Source organism: Mesorhizobium sp. B2-3-11 (assembly GCF_006442215.1).
Lineage (GTDB): Bacteria > Pseudomonadota > Alphaproteobacteria > Rhizobiales > Rhizobiaceae > Mesorhizobium > Mesorhizobium salmacidum.
Genome location: NZ_VFVS01000002.1, coordinates 109221 through 133216 on the forward strand (window position 1 = coordinate 109221; position 23996 = coordinate 133216).

General features: G+C 63.1%; 28 protein-coding genes. 21 read left to right on the forward strand and 7 right to left on the reverse strand.

From position 1 onward, the window contains the following. The first annotated feature begins 38 nt into the window (after positions 1–38). The 9 genes from FJ960_RS03940 to FJ960_RS03980 all read left to right on the forward strand — a co-directional run bounded on the left by FJ960_RS03940 (position 39) and on the right by FJ960_RS03980 (position 6573). Positions 39–917, forward strand: coding sequence for a bifunctional helix-turn-helix domain-containing protein/methylated-DNA--[protein]-cysteine S-methyltransferase (locus FJ960_RS03940; protein ID WP_140712014.1), 879 nt, complete (start codon positions 39–41; stop codon positions 915–917). 224 nt (positions 918–1141) lie between these two features. Beyond that, on the forward strand, positions 1142–1612 hold the full coding sequence (locus FJ960_RS03945; protein WP_140502960.1) for a hypothetical protein: 471 nt from the start codon (positions 1142–1144) through the stop codon (positions 1610–1612). Between the two features lie 21 nt (positions 1613–1633). Next, positions 1634–2026, forward strand: a complete 393-nt coding sequence (locus FJ960_RS03950) for a hypothetical protein (protein WP_140712016.1) — start codon at positions 1634–1636, stop codon at positions 2024–2026. Further along, the gene (locus tag FJ960_RS03955; protein ID WP_140502964.1) at positions 1993–2511 is read left to right on the forward strand and encodes a hypothetical protein; all 519 of its coding nucleotides are present in this window, start codon (positions 1993–1995) and stop codon (positions 2509–2511) included. The genes FJ960_RS03950 and FJ960_RS03955 overlap by 34 nt, the downstream gene beginning before the upstream one ends. Continuing rightward, complete coding sequence (locus FJ960_RS03960) at positions 2486–2968, forward strand: hypothetical protein (protein ID WP_140712018.1); 483 nt, start codon at positions 2486–2488, stop codon at positions 2966–2968. Before FJ960_RS03955 ends, FJ960_RS03960 begins: the two co-directional genes overlap by 26 nt. 88 nt (positions 2969–3056) lie before the next feature. Next, entirely contained in the window at positions 3057–3962 is a 906-nt protein-coding gene (locus FJ960_RS03965) for a ribokinase (RefSeq protein WP_140712020.1), read from the forward strand. 1 nt (position 3963) lies between these two features. Then, positions 3964–5409: an amidase gene (locus tag FJ960_RS03970; RefSeq protein ID WP_140712022.1), complete on the forward strand. Its 1446-nt coding sequence runs from the start codon at positions 3964–3966 to the stop codon at positions 5407–5409. A gap of 93 nt (positions 5410–5502) precedes the next feature. Continuing rightward, entirely contained in the window at positions 5503–6117 is a 615-nt protein-coding gene (locus tag FJ960_RS03975; RefSeq protein ID WP_140502971.1) for a LysE family translocator, read from the forward strand. Positions 6118–6192: 75 nt separating this feature from the next. Beyond that, on the forward strand, positions 6193–6573 hold the full coding sequence (locus FJ960_RS03980; RefSeq protein WP_140712024.1) for a hypothetical protein: 381 nt from the start codon (positions 6193–6195) through the stop codon (positions 6571–6573). A gap of 39 nt (positions 6574–6612) precedes the next feature. On the opposite strand, the gene FJ960_RS03985 is transcribed toward FJ960_RS03980, so the two are convergent. After that, positions 6613–7557, reverse strand: a complete 945-nt coding sequence (locus FJ960_RS03985) for a nucleoside hydrolase (protein WP_140712026.1) — start codon at positions 7555–7557, stop codon at positions 6613–6615. Positions 7558–7854: 297 nt separating this feature from the next. On the opposite strand from FJ960_RS03985, the gene FJ960_RS03990 reads away from it, so the two are divergent. Together FJ960_RS03990 and FJ960_RS03995 are read left to right on the forward strand one after the other, a co-directional pair. After that, positions 7855–8280: an Hsp20 family protein gene (locus tag FJ960_RS03990; RefSeq protein WP_013893014.1), complete on the forward strand. Its 426-nt coding sequence runs from the start codon at positions 7855–7857 to the stop codon at positions 8278–8280. Positions 8281–8344: 64 nt separating this feature from the next. Next, positions 8345–8602: a DUF1150 family protein gene (locus FJ960_RS03995; RefSeq protein ID WP_015315721.1), complete on the forward strand. Its 258-nt coding sequence runs from the start codon at positions 8345–8347 to the stop codon at positions 8600–8602. Between the two features lie 72 nt (positions 8603–8674). Here the strand turns inward: FJ960_RS03995 and ptsN are convergent, their stop codons facing one another. From ptsN to lptC, 6 genes are all read right to left on the reverse strand, one after another. Continuing rightward, entirely contained in the window at positions 8675–9139 is a 465-nt protein-coding gene (gene ptsN / locus FJ960_RS04000; protein WP_027056629.1) for a PTS IIA-like nitrogen regulatory protein PtsN, read from the reverse strand. A gap of 57 nt (positions 9140–9196) precedes the next feature. Next, entirely contained in the window at positions 9197–9781 is a 585-nt protein-coding gene (gene raiA / locus FJ960_RS04005) for a ribosome-associated translation inhibitor RaiA (RefSeq protein ID WP_027143036.1), read from the reverse strand. Between the two features lie 264 nt (positions 9782–10045). Further along, complete coding sequence (gene rpoN, locus FJ960_RS04010; protein ID WP_140712028.1) at positions 10046–11572, reverse strand: RNA polymerase factor sigma-54; 1527 nt, start codon at positions 11570–11572, stop codon at positions 10046–10048. Positions 11573–11865: 293 nt separating this feature from the next. Next, positions 11866–12684, reverse strand: a complete 819-nt coding sequence (gene lptB, locus FJ960_RS04015) for an LPS export ABC transporter ATP-binding protein (protein ID WP_027143038.1) — start codon at positions 12682–12684, stop codon at positions 11866–11868. Continuing rightward, positions 12684–13280 (reverse strand): LptA/OstA family protein, encoded by a 597-nt coding sequence (locus tag FJ960_RS04020; RefSeq protein WP_027143039.1) that lies wholly within the window; start codon positions 13278–13280, stop codon positions 12684–12686. The genes lptB and FJ960_RS04020 overlap by 1 nt, the downstream gene beginning before the upstream one ends. Then, entirely contained in the window at positions 13267–13980 is a 714-nt protein-coding gene (lptC, locus tag FJ960_RS04025) for an LPS export ABC transporter periplasmic protein LptC (RefSeq protein ID WP_140712030.1), read from the reverse strand. Before lptC ends, FJ960_RS04020 begins: the two co-directional genes overlap by 14 nt. Positions 13981–14333: 353 nt before the next feature. On the opposite strand from lptC, the gene sppA reads away from it, so the two are divergent. The 10 genes from sppA to FJ960_RS04075 all read left to right on the forward strand — a co-directional run bounded on the left by sppA (position 14334) and on the right by FJ960_RS04075 (position 23836). After that, positions 14334–15290, forward strand: coding sequence for a signal peptide peptidase SppA (sppA, locus tag FJ960_RS04030; protein ID WP_140712032.1), 957 nt, complete (start codon positions 14334–14336; stop codon positions 15288–15290). Positions 15291–15369: 79 nt separating this feature from the next. Next, positions 15370–15654 (forward strand): integration host factor subunit beta, encoded by a 285-nt coding sequence (locus FJ960_RS04035; RefSeq protein WP_006200394.1) that lies wholly within the window; start codon positions 15370–15372, stop codon positions 15652–15654. Positions 15655–15694: 40 nt separating this feature from the next. Beyond that, the gene (locus FJ960_RS04040; RefSeq protein WP_140712034.1) at positions 15695–16060 is read left to right on the forward strand and encodes a DUF1049 domain-containing protein; all 366 of its coding nucleotides are present in this window, start codon (positions 15695–15697) and stop codon (positions 16058–16060) included. A gap of 37 nt (positions 16061–16097) precedes the next feature. Further along, positions 16098–17063, forward strand: a complete 966-nt coding sequence (locus FJ960_RS04045) for an ornithine cyclodeaminase family protein (protein WP_140712036.1) — start codon at positions 16098–16100, stop codon at positions 17061–17063. 240 nt (positions 17064–17303) lie between these two features. Continuing rightward, the gene (locus tag FJ960_RS04050; protein WP_140712038.1) at positions 17304–17789 is read left to right on the forward strand and encodes a DUF1772 domain-containing protein; all 486 of its coding nucleotides are present in this window, start codon (positions 17304–17306) and stop codon (positions 17787–17789) included. Between the two features lie 89 nt (positions 17790–17878). After that, the gene (locus FJ960_RS04055; RefSeq protein WP_140712040.1) at positions 17879–18967 is read left to right on the forward strand and encodes a class I SAM-dependent rRNA methyltransferase; all 1089 of its coding nucleotides are present in this window, start codon (positions 17879–17881) and stop codon (positions 18965–18967) included. A 1-nt stretch (position 18968) separates the two neighbouring features. Beyond that, positions 18969–19826, forward strand: coding sequence for an RNA methyltransferase (locus tag FJ960_RS04060; protein WP_140712042.1), 858 nt, complete (start codon positions 18969–18971; stop codon positions 19824–19826). A gap of 13 nt (positions 19827–19839) precedes the next feature. Further along, entirely contained in the window at positions 19840–20337 is a 498-nt protein-coding gene (gene lspA / locus FJ960_RS04065; RefSeq protein ID WP_140712044.1) for a signal peptidase II, read from the forward strand. A gap of 55 nt (positions 20338–20392) precedes the next feature. Then, entirely contained in the window at positions 20393–21382 is a 990-nt protein-coding gene (locus FJ960_RS04070) for an MDR family oxidoreductase (RefSeq protein ID WP_140712046.1), read from the forward strand. Positions 21383–21526: 144 nt separating this feature from the next. Then, on the forward strand, positions 21527–23836 hold the full coding sequence (locus FJ960_RS04075; RefSeq protein ID WP_140712048.1) for a PAS domain-containing hybrid sensor histidine kinase/response regulator: 2310 nt from the start codon (positions 21527–21529) through the stop codon (positions 23834–23836). Positions 23837–23996 lie beyond the last annotated feature (160 nt).

A 23996-nucleotide genomic window follows, 5' to 3' on the forward strand; every position in this document is an offset into this window, starting at 1 on the left:
CCCCAAGAGGCGATATTCCGGCCCAAGGAGACAGGTCCATGAGCACACACACGGCAGTCCTCAAGAAGGACATCACGCCCGAGGGCAGCGACTACGAGATCGTGCGCCGCGCCATCGAGAAGATCAGCCTCGACTATCGCGACCAGCCATCGCTGGAAGAACTGGCCGAGGAGGTCGGCGAGACGCCGACCGGTTTGCAAAAACTCTTCACTCGCTGGGCCGGCCTGTCGCCCAAGGCCTTCCTGCAGGCGGTGACGCTGGACCATGCGCGCAGGCTGCTCGATTCCGGCATGCCTCTGCTCGAAACCTCCTTCGAACTGGGCATGTCCGGCCCCGGCCGGCTGCACGACCTGTTCGTCACCCATGAGGCGATGTCACCGGGCGACTACAAGACGCGCGGCGCTGGCCTCACCATCCGCTACGGCTATCACACCTCCCCGTTCGGCACTGCCCTGATCATGGCCACCGACCGCGGGCTTGCCGGCCTCGCCTTCTGCGACCCCGGCGAGGAACGCACCGCTTTTGCGGACATGTCCGGCCGCTGGCCGAACGCGCTCTATGTCGAGGACAGGGAAGCGACAGGGCCCTATGCCGCGCGCATCTTCGAGCCGACGCTGTGGCGCGCCGATCAGCCGCTTCATGTCGTCATGATCGGGACCGACTTTCAGGTCCGCGTCTGGGAGGCGCTGCTCCAGATCCCTATGGGCAAGGCCCGTACCTATTCCGCGATCGCGGCCAGCATCGGTGCGCCGAGCGCCAGCCGCGCGGTCGGCGCCGCCAACGGCGCCAACCCGCTCTCCTTCGTGGTGCCGTGCCACCGCGCCATCGGCAAATCAGGCGATCTCACCGGCTATCACTGGGGCCTGACCCGCAAGCGCGCCATCCTGGGCTGGGAGGCGGGGCAGATTTCGTCGTGAAATGTCGATTTTTGCTTTCTGCTGCGGAGAATATATACGAACATTTGAAAATGCGCAGTATTATTGCGCGTGATTTTGGAATTTCTGGATACAACCGTGGACAACCGCCGGTTTCTTCAAGAGCTTTATTTCGGCCTCTTATTTAAGTTTACGCTAAATTAACCACGATAAAGCGATGATGACCCGTATTAATTCGGGCGATCCGACTTAATAGGAGGATCTCGATGAAGTTGTTCCGCACCGTGTTTGGTGCAGCCTTGCTGGTCGCGTGCCTGGACCGCGCGGCGATGGCCACAACGCAGAATGTTATCTTTAATGGCACGGTCACCGCGACCTGTACGCTCGTTGTCGGCACCAACGGCACGATGACGGTGAGCGCCGACCTTCAGTCGCTGAGCTCCCACAACAGCGGCGGTTCGGCTGGAACAGTCACGCTCACCACCACCGGGGGTGTTTCGCTCAGCGTCGATCCGGTGACCCTCACCACCGTGCCGGCCGCCGACAGCACGGCCATCACCTGGACACCGACCTATTCTGCCAGCGGCGCCCACACGATCGCGGAAACGGCGTCCTCCACCGCCCTGACTGTCCCCGGCGCCGACCTTGTCTCGGTCCATCTCGCCGGCACCAAGGGCGGCAGCAACCGCTTTGCCACCGGAAACTATCAGGCAACGGTAACACTGCGCTGCGAATAGGCCGTCGCGAAGGAGAGGTCCTTGAAACATGCACGAATCCTGGCGACGGCGGTGGCCGTCTGCCTGCCGGCCATTGCGGCCAACGCCCAGTCGATGTCGCCGATGCGGGGCGAGGTCAACAGTTTCACCGACGCCTTCGCGGTCCGCGTCTTCCCCGCCAATCCCTACGGCCAGAAGATAAGGGTCGAAATCCACGTCTACGATCAGAATTTTCAGCCAGTGGACGCCAAGATCTCTCCGAGCGTCTTTCAGCTGGGCTCGCAGGCTTCCCGCCCCGTCCTTGTGGTCGTGCCCTTCGGCGGCGCTGCCGAGCGTAAAGTGCGTATCTGTACCGAGAGCATCCCCTTTCCCAATCAACAGACGCAGATAAAGGCACAGATATGCGGAAAGTTTTTTGGGCACCGCAAGTCCTGACAGTCGCGTGTGCGGCAATGTGGGCGGGGATCTCGCCGGTGCTGGCCGAGGATGTCTACAACCTCAATCAGAACGAGAGCGGCTTCAATTTGCCCGGCGTGACGTTGCCTCAGGGCCAGGACGAGGTCCACGCTTCCGACGGCACCACCTGCCGTTCGGCGGTGTCGGGCACCGGCGCCTATTTCGACCTCGGCGTTATCAGAGGCAACAGCCAGTCGAACAACGACGTCGCCACCTACGGCCGCGTGGTGATCCCGATCGGTCGTGCGCCGAAACGTGTCGATTGCAGCCGCCTCTATGAACTCGAGGTCGAGCGCCTGCAACTGGAGCTGAAACTGCTCAAGATGGGCCTCGGCGGCGACGGCCCGACGGCGAGCGTGGCCGCCAGCGCTCCCACGCCCGTGGCCGCATCACCCGGATGGGCCAACGAAGGCTGGAGCATCAGGACCGGAAGCGGCGATGGCAAGAAAAAGAAGAAGAAATAACCGAGCGCTGCTTGCGATGGCCGCGCTCGCCGGCTTCTGCCTTCCGGCGCAGGCGGCGATCATCGGCACCTGCACCATCATGGTCGGGGCATCGGGAACGATGACCGCAAATCCGGCCATCGGCATACTCGGATCCAAGCAGGCAGGCGGATCGAGCGCCAGCGCCACCGTGGTGGCAAGCTCCACGCTGTGCTCGCTGTTCAACCTGCTGGACTGTTATTCGGTTTCAGCGCCGGCGCCTGCGGCATTCTCGTCCGCGCCGAGCGGCGGTGGCACCAACGTGACCTTCGTCTCGGTCTTCCGCCTCGATGGCTCGGGCGTCGACAACAATGGGGGCGTGCCGCAAAGGGTCGTCAACGGCACCCACGCCATGCAGGTCGACCTCACCGCCACCAAATCGAGCGGCATCTTCCCGGCCGGCAGCTATCAGGGCATCGTCACAGTGCTGTGTGAGTGAGGCGGCAAATCGCGCTGGACCATTCGCGTGGTCTGGCATCGAGCGGCCTGGCAGGATAGCTTCCCCTGCATTCAGCAGGAGGCATTTCTTGATTATCGTAGTCGGCTCGATCAACCTCGACCTTATCGCCAATGTCGACCGCTTGCCGAGCCCCGGTGAGACGGTGAGCGGTTCCGGTTTCACAACGGCGCCCGGCGGCAAGGGCGCCAACCAGGCGCTCGCCGCCGCACGTGCCGGTGCTCAGGTGCGCATGGTCGGCGCCGTCGGCAAGGACAATTTCGCACCAGAAGCGCTGGCGTTGCTGCGCGAGGCCAAGGTCGACCTGTCGGGCGTGGGAGAGACCTTTGCCTCGACCGGCACGGCGCTGATCATGGTCGGTGACGACGGCGAGAACATCATCGCCGTGGTTGCCGGCGCCAATGCTTCCGTGGTGCCCGGCGACCTCTCCAAGGCTTTTCTGAACAAGGGCGACGTCGTGCTGCTGCAGCATGAGATTCCGCTCGCGACGATCGATGCGGCACTCGACCAGGCAAGGGCGGCCGGCGCGGTCACCGTGCTCAACACGGCTCCGTTCCACGCCAAGGCGGCCGGCTTCCTCGGCAAGGCTGATTACGTCGTAGCCAACGAAACCGAGTTCGACCTCTATGGCGAGGCGCTGGCGCTCAGCGGCCGCGATCGGAAGGCGCGCATGCGCGATTTTGCCGGGAAAACCGGACGCGCCATCGTCGTCACGCTTGGCGGCGAAGGCGTGATGGCGGCGACGCCGAGCGATTTCCTGACCGTTCCCGCGTTGAAGATCACGCCGGTCGACACGGTCGGGGCCGGCGACACATTCTGCGGCTATTTCGCGGCCGGCCTGGCGTCGGGCCTCACGCTCGAACAGGCATTGGCGCGTGCCGGCGCCGCCGGCTCGCTGGCTTGCCTCAAGCCCGGCGCCCAGCCGGCAATCCCGCTGGCCAAGGATGTCGACCAGGCCTTGCAGGAAACCCGTTGAGATGATGCGCCCCCGCACCAGACATGCCGTACCCGCGGCCAGCGACATCTGCCGCCTGTCGGCTGTCGAACTCGCCGACGCGATCCGCCGAAAGAAACTCTCCGTGCGCGAGGTGGTGACGGCGTTCCTCGATCGCATCGATGCGGTCAACCCGCTGGTCAATGCCATTGTCTCGTTGCGCGACCGCGCCGACATCCTGCGCGAGGCCGACGCCGCCGATATCAGGCGGACGGATGGAAGCGGGTCCCTCTTTGGCCTTCCCATTGCCATCAAGGACCTTGCCTCCACAACGGGCCTCAGAACCTCGTTCGGCTCGCCGATCTTCGCCGATTTCGTGCCGCAGGAAGACGACTTCTTCGTCGAACGCATCCGCGACGCCGGAGCCATCATCATCGGCAAGACCAACGTTCCCGAATTCGGGCTCGGCTCCAACACCTACAACAACGTGTTCGGGCCAACGCTGAACGCTTTCGATCCGTCGCTCACCGCCGGCGGCTCGAGCGGCGGTGCGGCGGTGGCGCTGGCACTCGACATGGTGCCCGTCGCCGACGGCAGCGATTTCGGCGGTTCGCTACGCAACCCGGCAGCCTGGAACAATGTCTACGGTTTTCGGCCGTCGCAAGGGCTCGTGCCCGCTGGTCCCGACTTCGAGGTTTTTCAGGCGCAGATGGGCGTCGAGGGGCCGATGGGCCGCAACGTCGCCGACATGGCGCTGTTGCTCGACGTGCAGGCCGGTTACCATCCGCAGGCGCCTCTCTCCTATGAAAAGCAGGGCTCCTTCCTTGAAGGGCTCGCGACGGTGGCGACCGGCGGCCGCATCGCCTGGCTGGGCGATCTCGGCGGCCATCTGCCGATCGAGCCCGGCATCCTCGACCTTTGCGAGGCAGCACTCGCACGGTTCACGGATGTATCCTTCCTGGCCGAGCCCTTGCGACCGGATTTCGATTTCGAAGCACTCTGGCAGGCCTTCGTGACGCTGCGCCAGGCCAGCAGCGGCTGCGCCCTGAAAGTGCATTATGACGATCCCGCCAGGCGCAGCCTGTTGAAACCGGAAGCCGTCTGGGAAGTGGAGAACGCCATGCGGCTGACGGCGCCGCAAATCCGCGCGGCTTCGGTCGTTCGCACCTCCTGGCACCGCATGCTGTTGTCGATCTTCGACCGCTTCGACCTTATCGCGCTGCCAACCGCACAGGTCTTTCCCTTCGATGTCGGCACCCATTGGCCCCGCGAGGTCGCCGGGCGGGAGATGGACAGCTACCATCGCTGGATGCAGGTTTCAGCCTTCGCCACCTTGGGCGGTTGCCCGGCGGTCAATGTGCCGGTCGGCTTCGACCACAGGGGCCGGCCCATGGGCATGCAGCTGATCGGCCGGCCACGCGGCGACCTCGCCGTGCTGAAGGCCGCGGCCGCCTATGAGACGACGTTGCCCTGGCCGGCCGGCGCCTGAGCCAGGCACGCCGCGCACCGGCTTGCGTCGTTATCGCCGCCATGCATTGATTGTCGCCTGAAAGGCCGCGTAGCGGCATTGCGAGGAAAAATCATGTCGCTGGAACTCTACGCCGCCTATGTTCTTGCCTGCATCGTCATCATCCTGGTGCCCGGGCCGACGGTGACCTTGATCATCGCCAACAGCATCCGCCACGGAACTCGTGCCGGTCTCGCCAACGTTGCCGGCACGCAAGCCGGCCTTGCCGTCACGATCGCCATCGTCGGCATCGGCCTCAACACGCTGATCTCGGGCATGGGCCACTGGTTCGAGTGGGTGCGTCTGATCGGCGCCGCCTACCTGATCTGGATGGGCGTGCAGATGTTCCGCTCGAAGGGCACGCTGAACGCCGACGGAACCGCTCGTAAACCACGCGGCGGCTTCTTCCTGCAGGGCCTGCTCGTGGCGCTGAGCAATCCCAAGACGCTGATTTTCTTCGGCGCCTTCTTCCCGCAGTTCATCGCGCCGCAGGGCAATTATTCGCTGCAGATCGTCGTCATGGGCCTAACCGCCATGATCTTCGCCGTCATGTCGGATTCGACCTATGCGCTCGCCGCCGGCCGCGCCGGCCGCATGCTCTCGGCCAGCCGCGTCAAGCTCCTGTCCAGGATCAGCGGCAGCTTCATGGTCGGCGGCGGCCTGTGGCTGGCGTTTTCGCGGTCGAAGTAACCACGAAAGCGCCTTCTTCATAAATTTTCGCAGAGACACATTGAAGAATTGCACGCCACTGCACAATTCTTCACTATGCGCAAATCAAACGTTTCCTTTCGGGATCGCTTGCTTATTTGGCAATACGAGTACAGCGACGCAGTGGTCGGCATCGCTTTCTTTTGCGCCTTTGCGCTGATGAAATCCATCGCAATTGTAGAGCTTCAGGCCAATCCGGTCGTCGCCACCCAACGCGTGATGGCCGTTGTCGAATACATTAGAGTGAAGCCTATCAGCCCGTATGCCATGGTAGGTCACAATTTGTACTACACCTACGATGTACGCCTTGATGACGACAACACGCGGATATCGATCGACGATGACGTCGAGCGACCGCATCTTCTTGGCTCTCTCGTTCCTATTGAACGGCAGCACCACAAGCACGGCGTCGACACCTATCGATTGCTCAATGGGTGACAACGCGCGCTGGTGACAACGCGCGTTGTCCAAAAAACGTCAGTTAAGCCGCCTCAGCCTCTCCACCAGCAGCGCAAAAAACCCGTCATGGTCGATGTCGCGCATCACCATGGCGTTCTTTTCCCGCTTGGTCACCCCCCACCAGTCGATCACGGTCATGCCCATGGTCAGTTCCGAGGCGGTTTCCACGCTGACATTGCAATTGCGGCCCTTGAACAGATCCGGCTTCAGCAGATAGGCGATAACGCACGGGTCGTGCAGCGGCCCGCCGTCGGTGCCGTACTTCTCCTCGTCGTAACGCTCGAAGAATTCGAGCATATCTGCCGTGGCGATGCCGACCTTGCTGCCAAGCTTGCGAAAAGCGTCGATGCGCTTGGACGTGGTCAGCGCCTTGTGGGTAACGTCGAGCGGCATCATCACGATCGGGATGCCGGACTTGAACACCAGATCGGCGGCCTGTGGATCGACATAGATGTTGAATTCGGCGGCCGGCGTGACATTGCCGCCTTCGAAGAAGCCGCCGCCCATCAGCACGATTTCCTTGATGCGCGGTGCAATGCGCGGTTCGCGGATTAGTGCCAGCGCTATGTTGGTGAGCGGCCCGAGCGGGCAAAGGGTGATGGTGCCGCTCTCTTCCTTCATCAGCGTCTCGACGATGAAATCGACGGCATACTGCTCCTGCAGCTTCATCGTCGGTTCGGGCAGTTGCGGCCCGTTGAGACCGGTCTTGCCATGCACTTCCTCGGCGGTGACCAGTTCGCGCGCCAACGGACGGATGGCGCCGGCATAGACCTTGATGTCTGGCCGGCCGGCCAATTCGCAGATCTTACGGGCGTTCTTTTCGGTCAGTTTCAACGGCACGTTGCCGGCAACGGCAGTAATGCCGATGATGTCCAGTTCGCTACTGCCGAGCGCCAGCAGAATGGCGACGGCATCGTCCTGGCCGGGATCGGTGTCGATGATGATCTTGCGTGGTTGGGGCATTTCAATTCCTTGTTTGGCTAGCCATCAGCTCACCGGTCGTGCGCCCGAAAAACGCCAACCGGCTGCAAGCTGCCGAACCGCTCGACGGGGAACGGTCCTGGCCTGCGCGCTTCTCCTTGCATCCGCGCGTCGTTTCAAGCGCCATGTCGATTATTCCTGTGAGTCCACGGCTTGGTCTTTTTGGGCGGGTCTTTTGGTGGCTTGAACTTGGTCGTGGGGCGGACCATATCAAGACCATCGGGAAAAATGCCATTTGGGTTTTTCCAGTTTATGTCGCTCTTGAGAGGACAGTGTAACATGAGCCGAATGACGCCTTTCTCCAGCCCGCTTCTCCTGGGTTTCGATGCCATGGAAAAGACCCTGGAGCGTCTGGCGAAGTCCGGTGACAGCTACCCTCCCTACAACATCGAGCGCCTCAGCGGTGCCGACGGCAAGGCCGAAAGGCTACGCATTACACTTGCTGTCGCCGGTTTCGCCGAAAGCGATCTCGATGTGACAACGGAGGAAAACCAGTTGGTCGTGCGCGGTCGTCAGACCGACGATACCGAGCGCGAATTCCTTCATCGCGGCATTGCCGCACGCCAGTTCCAGCGCTGCTTCGTGCTGGCCGACGGCATGCGCGTGATCGCGGCGGAGCTGAAGAACGGCCTTTTGTCGATCGACCTCGATCGGCCGGAGTCTGAACGGCTGGTACGGAAAATAAATATATCGGTGAAAGACTGATCTTCACTGATGGCTCTCATGCGGGATGGCCTTGAGCGGCGTCCTCGCGCCAAGGAGGCTTGAAATGACCAGAACTGACGAAACCATCACCATGACCAGCGGCGAGTTCGCCCATCTCGGCGAAGGCTCGGTCGCCTATCTGCGCAAGGTCTCGAGCGATGAACTGCTCGGCCGCTTCCCCAACATCGGCGAAATCGCGCCCGGTATGGAGCTGTGGGCCCTGTTTGGCGCCAACGGCCAGCCGATCCTGCTTTCCGATGCGCGTGACCGTGCCTTGGCCGGCGCCATGGAAAACGACCTGACCACCGTCGCCATTCATTAAAGTCGGCCAGCGGGTTAACTGAAAAGGGCCGCTCACGGCGGCCCTTGGGGTGATATCTTAAAAAAGATGGCTTCAGGCCGCGTGCGAGGCCTGTGTGTCCGACAAAAGCGCGTGGATCGCCGCGGCGTCGCGCGTTCCCCTGACCTTGGCCACCGTGTCGGCGTCGCGCAGCACGCGCGCGATGCGCGACAGCGCCTTTAGGTGATCGGCACCCGCCCCTTCCGGCGCCAGCAGCAGAAACACCAGATCGACCGGTTGGTCATCCAGCGATTCGAAATCGACCGGGGTTTCCAGCCGGGCGAAAACGCCGGCGATGCGCTTCACGCCGGCGAGCTTGCCATGCGGGATGGCGATGCCGTTGCCGACGCCGGTCGAACCCAGGCGTTCGCGCTGCAGGATGGTGTCGAACACCTCCCGTTCCGGGATGCCCGAAATCGCCGCGGCTCGCTCGGACAGCAATTGCAGAAGCTGCTTCTTCGAGTTCGCCTTCAACGCCGGCAAGATCGCCGGAACGCTGATAAGATCGCTCAGATCCATGCTTGAAAATCCTTGTTCGCCTGCCGCGCCAGTCCCCACCCCTCGTGCGGCCGGCTTTTATCCCTGTGCGACTTTGGTCGTGGACGGATCGATCCAGCCGATGTTTCCGTCTGGCCGGCGATAGACAATGTTGAGGTGGTCGGTTCCGGCATTGCGGAAAACAACCACCGGACTGTCCTTGGTATCGAGCTCGATGACGGCTGAGGCCACCGACATGGTCTTCAGCGTCATGGTTGATTCGGCGACGATGGCCGGTGCGAAATCCTCCGGGATTTCCTCATCGTCATCGGCAAGCGGTGCCATCACGGTATAGGCAATGTCGGTCAACTCGCCATTGGCATTGCCCGAATTGTGCGATTTCAGACGGCGCTTGTAGCGCCGAAGCCGGGTCTCCAGCCGATCGGCCGCGGCCTCGAAGGCGAGCGTCGGATCCTGGGCATCGCCGGTGGCCTGCAGCGAGGCGCCGGAATCCAGCCTGATCATGCAATCCGCCGAATAGCGCGAGCCCGATTTGATGACGGTGACGTGCCCCGCGAAGCCGCGATCGAAATATTTGCCGATCGCTTCACCGACACGATCGTTGATGCGTGTGCGGAACGCATCGCCGATATCCATGTGCTTTCCCGAAATGCGCAGATTCATCTGAAAACTGACCTTCCTTGCTCAGGCTTCAAACTGGCCCGAGTTTATACTCGTGATCCGTGCGCACAAGCTTTGCGGCGTCACTCGCGCCGATTTAAATCCGAACTTTCCGGTTGATCACAAGCCGCCTTCTTGACCGTCCCGGGTCATTGTCGTGACGGACCATCCGCTAGCGGGCATCAAGCCCGTCTCATGCGGGCGGGCTTCTAGCCACTTCACCGTGGCTTGTCAATGAAACTCGAAAACTGTGGAAATCGCGAGTGCCTAACGGCCGGCGCTGGCGAGCGCCCGCTTCTCGCGCCGGCGCTGCACTGATGAGGGAATATTCATGCCTTCCCGGTACTTGGCGACCGTGCGACGGGCGATATCGACGCCGCTTTCCCTCAGCATGTCGACGATAGCATCGTCCGACAGCACATCGACGGGCTTCTCTTCGTCGATCATTTGCTTGATGCGATCACGCACCGCTTCGGAGGAATGCGCATCGCCACCACCCGATGCCGCGATCGAGGCGGTGAAGAAATAGCGCAGTTCGAACACGCCGCGCGGGGTGAGCATGTATTTGTTCGCGGTGACCCGGCTGACCGTCGATTCGTGCATGCCGATGGCGTCGGCCACCGTGCGCAGGTTGAGCGGCTTCAGGTGGCGCACGCCATGGACGAGGAAAGTATCCTGCTGGCGCACGATTTCCGAGGCCACTTTGAGGATCGTCTTGGCCCGCTGGTCGAGGCTGCGTGTCAGCCAGTTGGCATTCTGCAAGCACTCGGCCAGGAAGTCCTTCTCAGCCTGGTTCTTCGCGTGCGGCGACACTTGGGCGAAATAGATATGGTCGACCAGCACGCGCGGCAGCGTTTCGGCGTTGAGTTCGACGGTCCAGCTGCCGTCATTGGCCGCCCGCACCTCGACATCGGCGACGATCGAGTCGCTGGCGCCGCCTGAAAACGCCATGCCGGGCCGTGGGTCGAGCGCCCGGATTTCGGCCAGCATGTCGAGCAAATCCTCCTCATCGACGCCGCAGAGCCGCTTAAGCGTCTGGAAATCGCGGCGCGCCAGCAGTTCGAGATTGGCGATCAGGGCCTTCATGGCCGGATCGAGCCGGTCACGCACCGCAAGCTGCAGGGAAAGGCATTCCGCGAGATCGCGGGCAAACAGGCCGGCCGGCTCGAAGGTCTGGCATACGGCCAGCACCTTGCCCACCGCCACGCCGTCGGTGCCAAGCCGCCCAGCGATCTCCGCCAGATCGGCCCTGACATAGCCGGTCTCGTCGAGCCCATCGGCAAGTTCTCCGGCGATCAGCCGCGGTACGGGATCGGTGAAGGCGAGCGCGATCTGCTCGCCGACATGGTCGCGCAGCGTGATCGCGCTCGCCGCCATGTCGCCGGCATCGAGCCCCTCGGAAGAGGAGCCGCCGCCACTGCCAGAAGCCGATTTCCATTGCGCCGTCAGGTCGGGCCCGAGCCGTTCGCTGGTGCCGGGATCATCGGGAAACAGGTTTTCCAGGGACGTGTCGAGCTTTTCCGAGATTGCCTCGGCGCTCCATGCCGTCTCGTTCTCGAACCAGTCGCCATCGGGCGCCGCTTGCGGCTCAGCCTCGAGCTTCTGCGCCTGATCGCTCGCGGCATCGTCCTGCGGCTCGGCGCGCTCCAGGAGCGGGTTGCGCTCGATCTCCTCGTCGATGAAATGCTCGAGCTCTGCATGAGTGAACTGCAGCAGCCGAATCGACTGCATCAGCTGCGGCGTCATCACCAGCGACTGCGACTGTCGGAGCTGTAGTTTCGCCGCCAATGCCATGGTTCGGTTTCAAACGCCTCCTCTACGCGTCCGGACTTCCGGAATGAATTTCTCGGCCGGCCATAGAAACTGGCCCGGCTTTTGCTTGTCAAGGCAAAGCCTAGCAAAACTCGCTTACCGGAGCGTTATTGCGGATCAAAATCGCGGAAAACTGGTCGTCGGCGCGCAAAAAATCGTATCAGGAAACAAATTTCACGCTGAGAGCGTTTCCAGGAGCCGGGAAAAAATGGCTTTCCGATCGGAATTCGTGAAAACAGAGACGGGACGGTTCGCTGTTTCAGACAGCGAACGTCTCAGAGCGTGAAACCCTCGCCGAGATAAAGCCGCCGCACGTCGGGATTTGCCACCACTTCGTCGGCGCGGCCATGGGTCAGCACCTGGCCGGCATGGATGATATAGGCACGATCGATGAGGCCGAGCGTCTCACGCACATTGTGGTCGGTGATGAGGACACCGATGCCGCGCGCCGTCAGGTGACGCACCAGTTGCTGGATGTCGGCGACGGCGATCGGATCGATGCCGGCGAAGGGTTCGTCGAGCAGCATATAGGCCGGGCGCGTCGCCAGCGCACGCGCGATTTCCAGGCGCCGCCTTTCGCCGCCCGAGAGCGACATGGACGGCGCCTTGCGCAGATGGCTGATGTGAAATTCCTCGAGCAGTTCGTCGAGGCTGCGCTCGCGAACCTTGCGGTCCTTTTCGACCACTTCGAGCACGGCGCGGATGTTCTGTTCGACATTGAGGCCGCGGAAAATCGAGGCCTCCTGTGGCAGATAGCCGATGCCGAGGCGCGCGCGGCGATACATTGGCATCGAGGTGACGTCGAAGCCGTCGATCTCGATAGTGCCTTCATCCACCGGCACCAGGCCGGTGACCATGTAGAAACAGGTCGTCTTGCCGGCGCCGTTGGGGCCGAGCAGCCCGACGGCTTCGCCAGCGCGCACGCCCAGCGTGACGCCGCTGACGACCTTGCGGCCCTTGTAGCTCTTGGTCAGGCCCTTGGCGATCAAGGTACCCTTGAACTTCGCCTTGTCGACGGTGATCGCGGCCGGAGCCGAAAGCTTGCCTGCGGCCCGTCCCGGAAGACGCGCCGTCAGCGACGACAGGCTGGCCATCAGGGGTTCGTCGCTCCCGATTTCGACGCATCCGATTTCGGCGGTGGTGTGATCGACATCACGACGCGTTTGCCAGCGCATGGATCAACCTGGGCCAGCCCGGTTTTCATCTGCACGACGAGTTTGCAGCCGACCAGGACATTGTCGTTTTGCGAGAGCACCACCTTCTGACCCGAAAGCACCAGAACCTGGGTCTTCATGTCGAAGCTGCCTTGATCGGCGGTGGCGACCTGCGCATCCGACTTGATGTAGACCTTGTCGGAGATCTCCAGGTGATCGATGTTGGCGGAGCCGGTCATCGCCGCACCTGCCGCTTCCGACCCCTTGGCAGCGGCATTGGGATCCTTGACGTAATAGACCGTCATCTTGCCGGCCTTCATCAACGTCGGCCCCTGGACGACGCTGACATTGCCTGTGAAGATGGCGACACTCTCGGCCTGACGAACCTCCAGCTTGTCGCTTTCGATCTGGATCGGCTTGTCGCCGGACAGTTTAAGACCTGATTGGGTGGTGGACTGCGCCAGTGACGGCACCAGTCCGAGCAGCAGCAACGCCGAAGTTGCAGCCGCGAGCCGCGTCGAACTACTGAGCCGCATTGGTTTCTCCGCTGTTTCCCTCTGCCGTCTTCATGGCGGCGGAATCGATGTTGACGCGCACTTTATTCTCAAAAACCAGAACCTTGCCATTGTCCTGGACCGACATCGTATTCGCCGTGATCCGCGACCCGTCATGGCTGACGTCGACCGGATCGCCCGTCTTCATAGTGCCTTTGCCCATGTCGAGGAAGACCGATTTGAACTTGGCTTGCATGCCGTCGGTCGTGGTGATGACAACGTCGCTGGTCAGGTTCATCGTGTTGCCGTCGCGATTGTAGGTACCGTGCGAGGCTTTTACCGCCGCGACATTATCGGGCGCGATCGGCACCTTGGCGTCGATGCCTTCGAGTTCGATGATGCCTTGCGTGCTCACATCCTGTATCGCCCGCAGCGCCGTCATCGAATAAGGCTGCTTCTGCTTGGTGAAACCGTTGAGTTTGGGATTGGCCATTACCAGCTTGCCGTTGGAGAAGGCGGTGCCTTCGGCCTGCACCGCGACGGAGACGGGCGCGGCGAAATAGGAATAGACCGGGAAGGCCACGGCGATCAACGCCGCGGCCAAGGGCACGGCGAATTTGAGCACGCGCACGCGGCGCGAATGACGCTGGGCGCGGTCGAAAGCTTCGCCCCGCGTCCAGCCATCCGCCGGGGGAGCCAACTCCGTCTCCGGGCTGGTCGGTTCATTCGGTCGCGCTAACATGACTGCTTTCTTCCAAAACCCTGCCCAGGAGCCCCGCCTATAGGTGGGACGCCAGCGCCCTCACGCAAGCACAAGCCGACGAAAACCGCAAAAATGTGACAGCTGCCGTGCACAAACAAAACCGGGTCAGCGCAACAGCCAGTGCTTCATAGCAGAAATAGACGCCCTTGCGTCTTTTTTCATTACTGAAGTTCTTCGCACTTACCTCGCGTCGCTCGCATAGGCCAGTCACAAAAAAGACAGCATATGGACCGTCGCGCGCGGATCGCCGCGCCACGTGCGGGACGGAACTGCTTCCCGATGAAGACATCATGGTCTAAAAGCGTCTCTTCCCGCTGACTGTGAGGCTGACGATGGCATTGAGAGCCGACGACCTGATCGACCGCCGCCGCTTGCGGCGCAAACTGACTTTCTGGCGTGTTGCGGCCTTTGGCATCGTGGCGCTCGGCGTGATTGCGCTGTCGACCTGGTTCTATGGCGACGATTTCGGGGGCTTTGCCGTCGACCACATCGCCAAGGTCAGGATCGAAGGCACCATCACCGAGGACGACGAACTGATCAAGCGGCTGGAGACCATCCGCCAGTCGCCGAAAGTAAAAGGCGTGATCCTGGTGGTCGATTCTCCTGGCGGCACGACCGTCGGCGGGGAGTCGATCTACGAGGAGGTGCGCAAGCTCGCCGCCGACAAGCCTGTCGTGGCCGAGGTCGGAACGCTCGCCGCGTCGGCGGGCTACATGATCGCCAGTGCCGCCGACCATATCGTCGCCCGCAAAACCTCGATCGTCGGCTCGATCGGCGTGCTGATCCAGTATCCCGACGTCAGCGGCCTGATGGACAAGCTCGGCGTCAAGCTGGAGGAGGTGAAATCCTCGCCGCTGAAAGCCTCACCCTCGCCCTTCAAGCCGACCAATGACGACGAACGCGCCATGGTCCGCAAGCTCATCCTGGACAGCTACGACTGGTTCGTCGGCATCGTCGCGGAACGCCGCAAGATGACCCACGAACAGGCGCTGGCGCTCGCCGACGGTTCGATCTTCACCGGCCGCCAGGGTGTTGCCAACGGGCTGATCGACGCCGTCGGCGGCGAGTCCGTGGCGATCGACTGGCTGGCGACCAAGGGTGTCGATGCCAAACTCAAGGTGGTCGAGTGGAAGGACACGGAACGGCGCGGCGGTTTCCTGTGGTCGAAGGCGATGGCACGCACGGTCGCCGGCGCGCTCGGCCTGCCGGACTCCGGCGGCGACGTCATCCATGAACTTGGCGCCGACCGCTTGTTTCTTGACGGTCTCGTTTCCGTCTGGCACCCTTGAGACGCGTTGGGACAGCTGAAAAAGCAAATAAAATCATCCTGATAATTTTGGCCGAACTGCTTTCACGGGGACCCGTCTGATGATCAAGTCCGAGCTTGTGCAGATTATTGCCACGCGCAATCCGCATCTTTTCCTGCGCGACGTCGAAAACATCGTCGGCGCGATCTTCGATGAAATCACTGACGCGCTTGCCGAGGGCAACCGGGTCGAATTGCGCGGTTTCGGCGCTTTTTCGGTGAAGAACCGACCTGCCCGCACCGGCCGCAACCCGCGCACCGGCGAATCCGTCGAGGTCGAGGAGAAATGGGTGCCGTTCTTCAAGACCGGCAAGGAACTGCGTGAAAGACTGAACGGCGGCAAGTAGCCGGACGGCTTGTCCCGGCCCGCTTGCGACGGAAAATATCATGCTCAACCGCTTCATACTTATCGTGATCTTCGTGCCCCTGGCGATCATCCTGATCGCTTTGGCCGTCGCCAACCGCGAACTCGTCGCCTTCACGTTGGACCCGTTCAATCCCGGCAATCCGAAGCTGACGCTGACCTTGCCGCTGTTTATTTTCCTGTTCCTGGCGCTCGCCGTCGGCATGGTCGTCGGCAGCCTGGCGACCTGGGTCAAGCAGGGCCGCTACCGCAAACTGGCGCGCCAGCGCGGCGTCGAGGCGGAAAACCTGCGCCAGGCGGTCCGCGCGCCTTTAGTGCCGCAGGCCCCGGTCCAAGGGTCAGCCCCAGGGTCAGGCCCAGGGTCAGCATTGCCGAAGCCCACCAATTGAAGCGTCGGCCGGCGCATTTCTTTTCATGGAGCCTTTCATGCTGACCATTTCGGCCGCCGAGGTCGATCGTGCGCTGACCTTTCCTGGTCTGGTCGAGACGCTGCGCACGGCATTTCGCGAGGGCGCGGTGCAGCCGGTCAGGCATCATCACGCGGTCGAAAGGCCTGACGGTGCGGCGTCGACCCTGCTGCTGATGCCGGCCTGGACCGATTTTCAAGCCGCGGGCGGTTCCGCCGGCGGTCATATCGGAGTCAAGATCGTCACCGTCTCGCCCGACAACAACACCATCGGCAAGCCCGCCGTGATGGGGCTCTACCTCCTGCTCGACGGCGGCACCGGCGAACCGGAAGCCCTGATCGACGGCCAGCGGCTGACGCAGTGGCGCACGGCCTGCGCCTCGGCGCTCGCTGCGTGCTATCTCGCCCGTGACGATGCCTCGCGGCTGCTGGTGGTCGGCGCCGGCGCGCTGTCACCCTTCCTGGCCAAGGCGCACAGCGCCGTGCGGCCAATCAAGACCATCCGCATCTGGAACCGCACCCCGGCCAACGCCGAGAAAGTCGCGGCCGATCTGTGCGCCGAGGGCTTCGCGGCCAGCGCGGCGACCGATCTCGATGCCGAGCTCGGCCAGGCCGACATAGTCTCCTCGGCGACAATCACCACCACGCCGCTGATCAAGGGTGCGCTTCTGCGGCCGGGAACCCATGTCGATCTGGTTGGCGGCTTCACCCCGACGATGCGCGAAAGCGATGACGACGCGATCATGCGCGCCCGCGTCTATGTCGACACACGCGCCGGCGCCACCAAGGAGGCCGGCGACATCGTCCAGCCACTGGCCTCCGGCGTGCTGAAGCCGGAAGCCATCGTCGCCGACCTGCACGAACTGGCGCGCGGCCAAAGGGAAGGCCGCGGCAGCCCTGACGAGATCACGCTGTTCAAGTCGGTTGGCGCGGCACTCGAAGACTTGGCCGCCGGCATTGCCGTCTACAAGGCGCTCAGGGGCTAATGCATGTCGCCCGGAACTGTCCTCGGTTCCGGGATAACGACATGCATAAAATCAGAAGCTTACAGCAGGTCGGCGAATCCACCGGCCAGCGGTGCCGGCGCAGCGACTGGATCAGGTCAAGCAGGCGTTCGGAACGGGACATGGACGCTATCCGGGAGTGGTAAACGATAGGGCCAGCGCTGAGGCAACGGCAAGGGGCGACGGTTCGGAACGGCTTCGGCCCGGAACCGTTGTCGCGTCATGCGACTATATGGCTTCCTGCTCTTCTGGTCTGTCTTGACCGCCACGATCGCTGCGCTCAGCCTCGGGCCGTCCTTCGCCCATGTCCTGGAATCGGCGCCCCGGCTCACCCGGTGGTCCCCGGCGCTTTGGCGCGAGGCCACCGTTTTCAACGGGCAGTTCCTGCTCTTCGCTATCATCGGCGCGCCGCTGGATGTCGCGGCGGTCGCCTGCCCGGGACTGCTCGCATGGTTGCTGCGCGAGGATCGGCCGGCGTTCTGGTTCGCACTAGGCGCCGCCTTGCTCTATGCGCTATCCCTGGTGCTTTGGTTCGTTCTCGTCAAACCGGCCAATAACGTTCTCGCCACCTGGGTGCCGGGCCCGATTCCGGACAATTTCGAAGCCATACGGCTGCGCTGGGAGACCGGCCACATGGCCGTCACGGCGGCCAAGGCTGTCGGCTTCGTTTCGCTGGTTGTCGCCCTGCTTTCGATCGGGCATGGCTGAGCCTCCGCAATCGCAATGTCGCGCGGGTTTGTTGCGCCGATGGGCATAGCTGTGGCAGAAGCGGGCCGAACCGCCGGAGAAGCTGCCTCTTGAAGTCTTTTCGCGTCAAACGCCGCGACGGCCGACCGCACCCAGCGAAGAGCGGGACCGTACAGCCGCGCCCGGCCGAGGATCGTTCCGCGGTCAAGCCAGATGCCAGGCCGCGCGAACAACACAATGTGAAACCGGAAAACCGGTTCGAGCCGAAATCCGCGCCGCGCATCCTCGCCCGCCGCGAAGGCGCCCTGCCCGCTGAGCACCTTCCGGTAATCCTCGAAGTAGCTCCCAACGCAGATTACGCGCTGCTCGACAGCGGTGCCGGCCAAAAGCTTGAACAATACGGTCCCTACCGCATCGTGCGGCCCGAAGGCCAGGCGATCTGGCAGAAGGCTCTGCCGGCAAGGGACTGGGAGCGGGCCGACGCGATCTTTACCGGAGACACCGACGAGGAGGGCATCGGCCGCTGGCGTTTTCCCAAGACACCGCTCGGCGAAACCTGGCCGATGAAGCATGACGGCATCGATTATCTCGGCCGTTTCACTTCGTTTCGCCATGTCGGTGTCTTTCCCGAGCAGGCCTCGCACTGGGACCATATGGCGGACCTGATCGCTGCGGCCAGGCGCCCCGTCAAGGTGCTCAACCTGTTCGGCTATACCGGCCTTGCCTCGCTGGTGGCGGCGCGCGCGGGTGCGGAGGTCACCCATGTCGACGCCTCGAAGAAGGCAATCGGCTGGGCGCGCGAAAACCAGGAGATGGCCGGTCTTGGCGCCAAGCCGATCCGCTGGATCGTCGACGACGCGGTGAAGTTCGCCGAACGCGAGGAGCGTCGCGGCAGCCGCTACGACATCATCCTCTTCGACCCGCCGGCCTATGGCCGCGGCCCCAAGGGCGAAGTGTGGCAGTTGTTCGAGGACCTGCCTGATTTGACGGACCTCTGTCGCTCGATCCTGACCCCAAAACCGCTTGCCGTGGTTCTGACCGCCTATTCGATCCGTGCCTCCTTCTTCGCCGTCCACGCTCTGATGCGCGACACCTTTGCGGGCATGGGCGGCAAGGTTGAATCGGGCGAGCTGATCATCCGTGAAAAGTCCGTCGGCCGGGCGCTTTCGACTTCACTGTTTTCGCGCTGGGTGGCCTGACATGAACGAACGGCATGCCGGCGCACCAGGCCAGGTGAAGGAAGTCACCAGCCTTGCCAATCCGCTGGTCAAGGACATCAAGGCACTTGCCTTGAAGAAATTTCGCGACCAGCAGAACGCCTTCATGGCCGAAGGGCTGAAGCTGGTCATCGATGCGCTCGATTTGGGCTGGCAGATCAGGACGCTTGTTTTCGCCAAGGCCGGACGCGGCAACGCGGCCGTGGAAAAGGTCGCGGCGCGCACCGTTGCCGCCGGCGGCACCGTGCTCGAAGTATCGGAAAAGGTGCTTGTCGCCATCACCCGCCGCGACAATCCGCAAATGGTGGTCGGCGTCTTCTCGCAAAAATTCCTGGCCCTGAAGGACATCCGTGCCGATAATGGCGATGTCTGGGTGGCGCTCGACCGGGTGCGCGATCCAGGCAATCTCGGCACCGTCATCCGCACCGTCGATGCCGTCGGCGCCAGGGGCATCATTCTGGTCGGCGATACCACCGATCCGTTTTCTGTGGAAACTGTACGCGCCACCATGGGTTCCATTTTCGCCGTGCCTGTGGCGAAGGCAACGACCGAGGCATTCCTGGCCTGGCGCGGCGGCTTTTCGGGTCTCGTTGCCGGCACGCATCTGAAAGGCGCGGTCGACTACCGCTCGGTCGATTTCTCCCGCGGGCCGGTGCTGCTGATGATGGGCAACGAGCAGCAGGGCTTGCCCGAAAGCCTGGCGGCAAGCTGCGACAGGCTGCTCAGGATTCCGCAGGCGGGCCGCGCCGATTCGCTCAATCTCGCGGTCGCCACCGGCATCATGCTGTTCGAGATCAGGCGCGGCGCGTTGAAACTCGAACCAATCCCGGACCAGCAATGAGGGTTGCCCAATCGTGAAATCATGGTCTCCCTACGTGCTGCTCGTCATCGTGGCCATCGCGCTCGACCAATGGATAAAGGCACTGGTCGAGGCCGGCCTGCCCTTCCAGGAAAAGCTCGACCTCCTGCCGTTCCTGGCGCTGTTTCGCACCTATAATACGGGCATCGCCTTCTCGATGTTCTCCTCCTTCGGCGACACCGGCCTCGTGGTCATCGCCGCGCTGGTCGTCGCCTTCGTGCTTTACCTCGCCACGCGCACGCCATCGGGCCATGTCATCGCCCGCATCGGCTTTGCCCTGATCATCGGCGGCGCGCTGGGCAATCTGATCGACCGTGCCGTCTACGGCCATGTCATCGATTACATCCTGTTCCACACGCCGGTCTGGTCCTTCGCCGTCTTCAACCTTGCGGACGCCTTCATTTCCGTGGGCGCGGCGCTGGTCGTCTTCGACGAACTCATCGGCTGGCGGCGTGAACCCACGCCTCCGAACGCCAAGCCTTCCAAGGATTGACCCCACGCTGCCATCGCCGCACAGTCACACGCCAAGCAAGTTCGCGGAGAGAAAGATGACCGAAACCTTCAAAGCCATCCTCGTTTCGCGCGATGCCGAGAAAAAACAGTCGGTCGTCGTGACCGATCTCACCGACGCCGATCTGATGGAGGGCGACGTTACCATCGCGGTCGAGGCGACGACGGTGAACTACAAGGATGGACTGGCCATCTCGGGCAAGGCACCGGTGATCCGCCGATGGCCGCTGGTGCCGGGCATCGACCTTGCCGGCACCGTCATCTCCTCTTCCAATCCCGACTGGCGCAAGGGTGACAAGGTCATCCTGAATGGCTGGGGCGTTGGCGAAACCCATTTCGGCGCTTATGCCGGGCGCGCCCGCGTGAAGGGCGACTGGCTGGTGCCTCTGCCGGAAGGCATGAGCGCGCATGATGCCATGGCGGTCGGCACCGCCGGCTACACGGCCATGCTCTGCCTCATGGCCCTGGAGCGGCACGGCATCCTGCCCGATCGCGGCCCTGTCGTGGTTACGGGCGCCGCCGGCGGCGTCGGTTCCGTCGCTGTCTCGATCCTGTCCAGCCTCGGCTACCATGTCATCGCCTCGACCGGCCGCAATGCCGAAAGCCCTTATCTGATCAACCTCGGCGCCGCCGAGGTGATATCGCGCGACGAGCTCAACCAGCCCGCCAAGCCGCTGGCCAAGGAGCGTTGGGCCGGCGGCATCGATTCGGTCGGCAGCCACACGCTGGCCAACGTCCTGTCGATGACCTCCTATGGCGGCGCGGTCGCCGCTTGCGGCCTCGCCGGCGGCATGGATCTGCCGTCGAGCGTGGCACCCTTCATCCTGCGTGGCGTCTCCCTGCTCGGCATCGATTCGGTGATGGCGCCGAAGGCAGTACGCCTCGAGGCGTGGCGGCGCATCGGTGCCGATCTCGATGTCGACAAGCTCGCCAGCCTGTCCACGACCATCGGCTTCGACGGCATCATCGGTGCGGCACACGACATCGTCGATGGCAAGATCCGCGGCCGCGTCGTCGTCGACATGTGACCCGTCTAAGGGGTCGCGGGCGCCGGACGGAATTGCCACATCAGCTGGTAAATCCGTCGCCGCCGAGGCAAAAACGCCCAATCCGCTAAAATTCGAACGATCCCCCGCAATTTTCCATAATCTCTGTCTGGCAAAGGATTTCGCATGATCGCGGAATCCGACAGCCAACCGGTCGACGCAGGCGACGGTATCGATGCAGGTGACGACATCGATGCGGCACCGGCGCAAGCGCCGGCGCCTGCGCGGCGGTTTATCGCCGCGCCGCCGCTGGTGCCCGATCAACAACCGGCCAAGCGGGAAGGCCTGCCGATCCTGACCTTCGTTGTCATGGCGCTGGCAGGCCTCTCCTACCTGACCGGGGGCCCGGCCTTCATCAGCGTGGCGTTGCTGGTAACCGGCCTTGCCGGCCTGGCCATGCATCTGCACGCCAGACGCAGCGTGCGCCGCAATACGGTCATGCTTGACGAAACCACCGCCCGCAACCGCGCCGAGATCGAGACGCTGGCCGATCGCATGTGGGAGATGCAGGAAAGCGAGGAGCGCTTTCGCGGTCTCATCGATGCACTCGGCGACCTCGTCATCCATCGCGACCGCGATGGTTACATTGTCTATGCCAACAAGGTGTTCGCCGACCTTGTCGAAACCGATCAGCGCGACCTTGCCGGCAAGACGCTGGCCGAGCTCGGCATCGAGGTCGGTATCGTTCCCGATGCCGCTTTCTCCGACCATGAATGCCTGAGTTCCACCGACGTTGAAATCCGCACGCCGACCGGCCCGCGCTGGTTCTCGTGGATCGAGCTGTCGGTGCGCGACAAGGACAGCAATGCCGTCTCGCATCGCGCCATCGCCCGCGACATCACCGCACGCAAGCGCGCCGAATCATCCATGATCACCGCGCGCGAGCGCGCTGAGTTCGCAAGCCAGGCCAAGTCGCGCTTCCTCGCCACGGTCAGCCATGAGATCCGCACGCCGATGAACGGCATCATGGGCATGGCCAGACTGCTCGCCGACACCAGGCTGTCGCCGGAGCAGCAGACCTATGTCGGCGCCATCTCGACTTCGGCCAGCGCCTTGCTTGCCCTGATCGAGGACCTGCTCGACTATTCCAAGATCGAGGCCGGACGCTTCGATCCCGAACCGCAGCCGATGTCCGTGCGTGAGATCGCCGACAACATCATCGAATTGATGGCCGCACGCGCCTTCGCCAAGAATATTGGCCTCGGCTGCCATGTCGAACCGGATGTGCCGCAATTGATCACAGCCGATCCGGGCCGGGTCAGGCAGGTGCTGCTCAACCTCATCGGCAACGCCATCAAGTTCACCGACAGCGGCGGCGTTCTGGTCAGCGTCGCGCGCGCCCGCACCGAGACCACCGACCGCATCTGCTTCACCATCGCCGATACCGGTCCGGGCCTGCGCGACAAGGACATGGAGCGCATCTTCGAGGAATTCGAGCAGGCCGACGGCACCTCGACGCGCCCGCATGGCGGTGCCGGACTGGGACTTGCCATCTCCAAGCGCCTGGTGGCCGCCATGGGCGGCGCGATTTCGGTTTCCAGCCGGCTTGGCCAGGGATCGGAATTCGTCTTCGAAATTCCCGCCATATCAGCCACCGAGCCGCCGCAGGGCCGGTTGAACGCGCTTGCCGGGCGACGCGCCGTGATCCTGTCCAAGAACACCGTCGAGGCCGACGCCATCGCCCGCACCATCCGCGCCAATGGCGGCGCGGCCGGCATGGCCACCACCGTGGCTCAGGCCGCTTCCTTTGCCGACGGCTGCGACGTGCTTCTGGTCGACGCGGCCCTGGAAGAGAGTGACGGAAGGCTGCTCAAGCGGCTCCGTCAACATGGGTTCGCCAATTGCGAAGCCATCACGCTGATTGCCCCCACCGACCGCGGCATGCTTGGCGAGTTTCGCGGCAGCGGCTACGCGACATTCCTTGCCCGGCCAGTGCGCGGAGGAACACTCTTGCGCGTCCTTTTGAGCAGCCACGCACCGGTCCTTGCCACGCCGCAGCCGGAAAAACGCCGCGCACCGGCGCTTCGTGCGTCAGGCGAACGCCAGCAGGGCCTGTCCGTGCTGATCGCAGAGGACAACGACATCAATGCCATGCTGGCCCGTGCAACGCTGCTGAAAGCCGGACATCGCGTCAAGGTGGTCGGCAATGGCAAGGCCGCCGTCGAGGCGGTCACGGGCGCCGGCCACAACCGCCGTTTCGACGTGGTGCTGATGGATCTGCATATGCCGGTCATGGACGGGCTGGACGCCATTGCCGCGATTCGTCGCCATGAGGAGGAGACATCCGTGCCGCCCGTGCCGATCATGGTGCTGTCAGCCGATAGCCAGGAAAAGACCCGCCATGCGGTGCTTGCCCACGGCGCAAGCGGCTTCGTCACCAAGCCGCTTGACCCTGAGGCGCTGGTCAGCGCCGTCGAAGGCCAGGTCGCCGCTTGAGCCGCCTTTTCCCGGTGCGTGGCTGACGAAGACCACCAAAAAAAGCAGCACGGTTTCGGCACCCGCGAACACGACGCACCTGGGGCCTTGTGACGCAACATAGCCGGTTGACCGCTTTCGCCAGCCGACGAAGTATTGCCCGCGACGCCGTATCACGGTA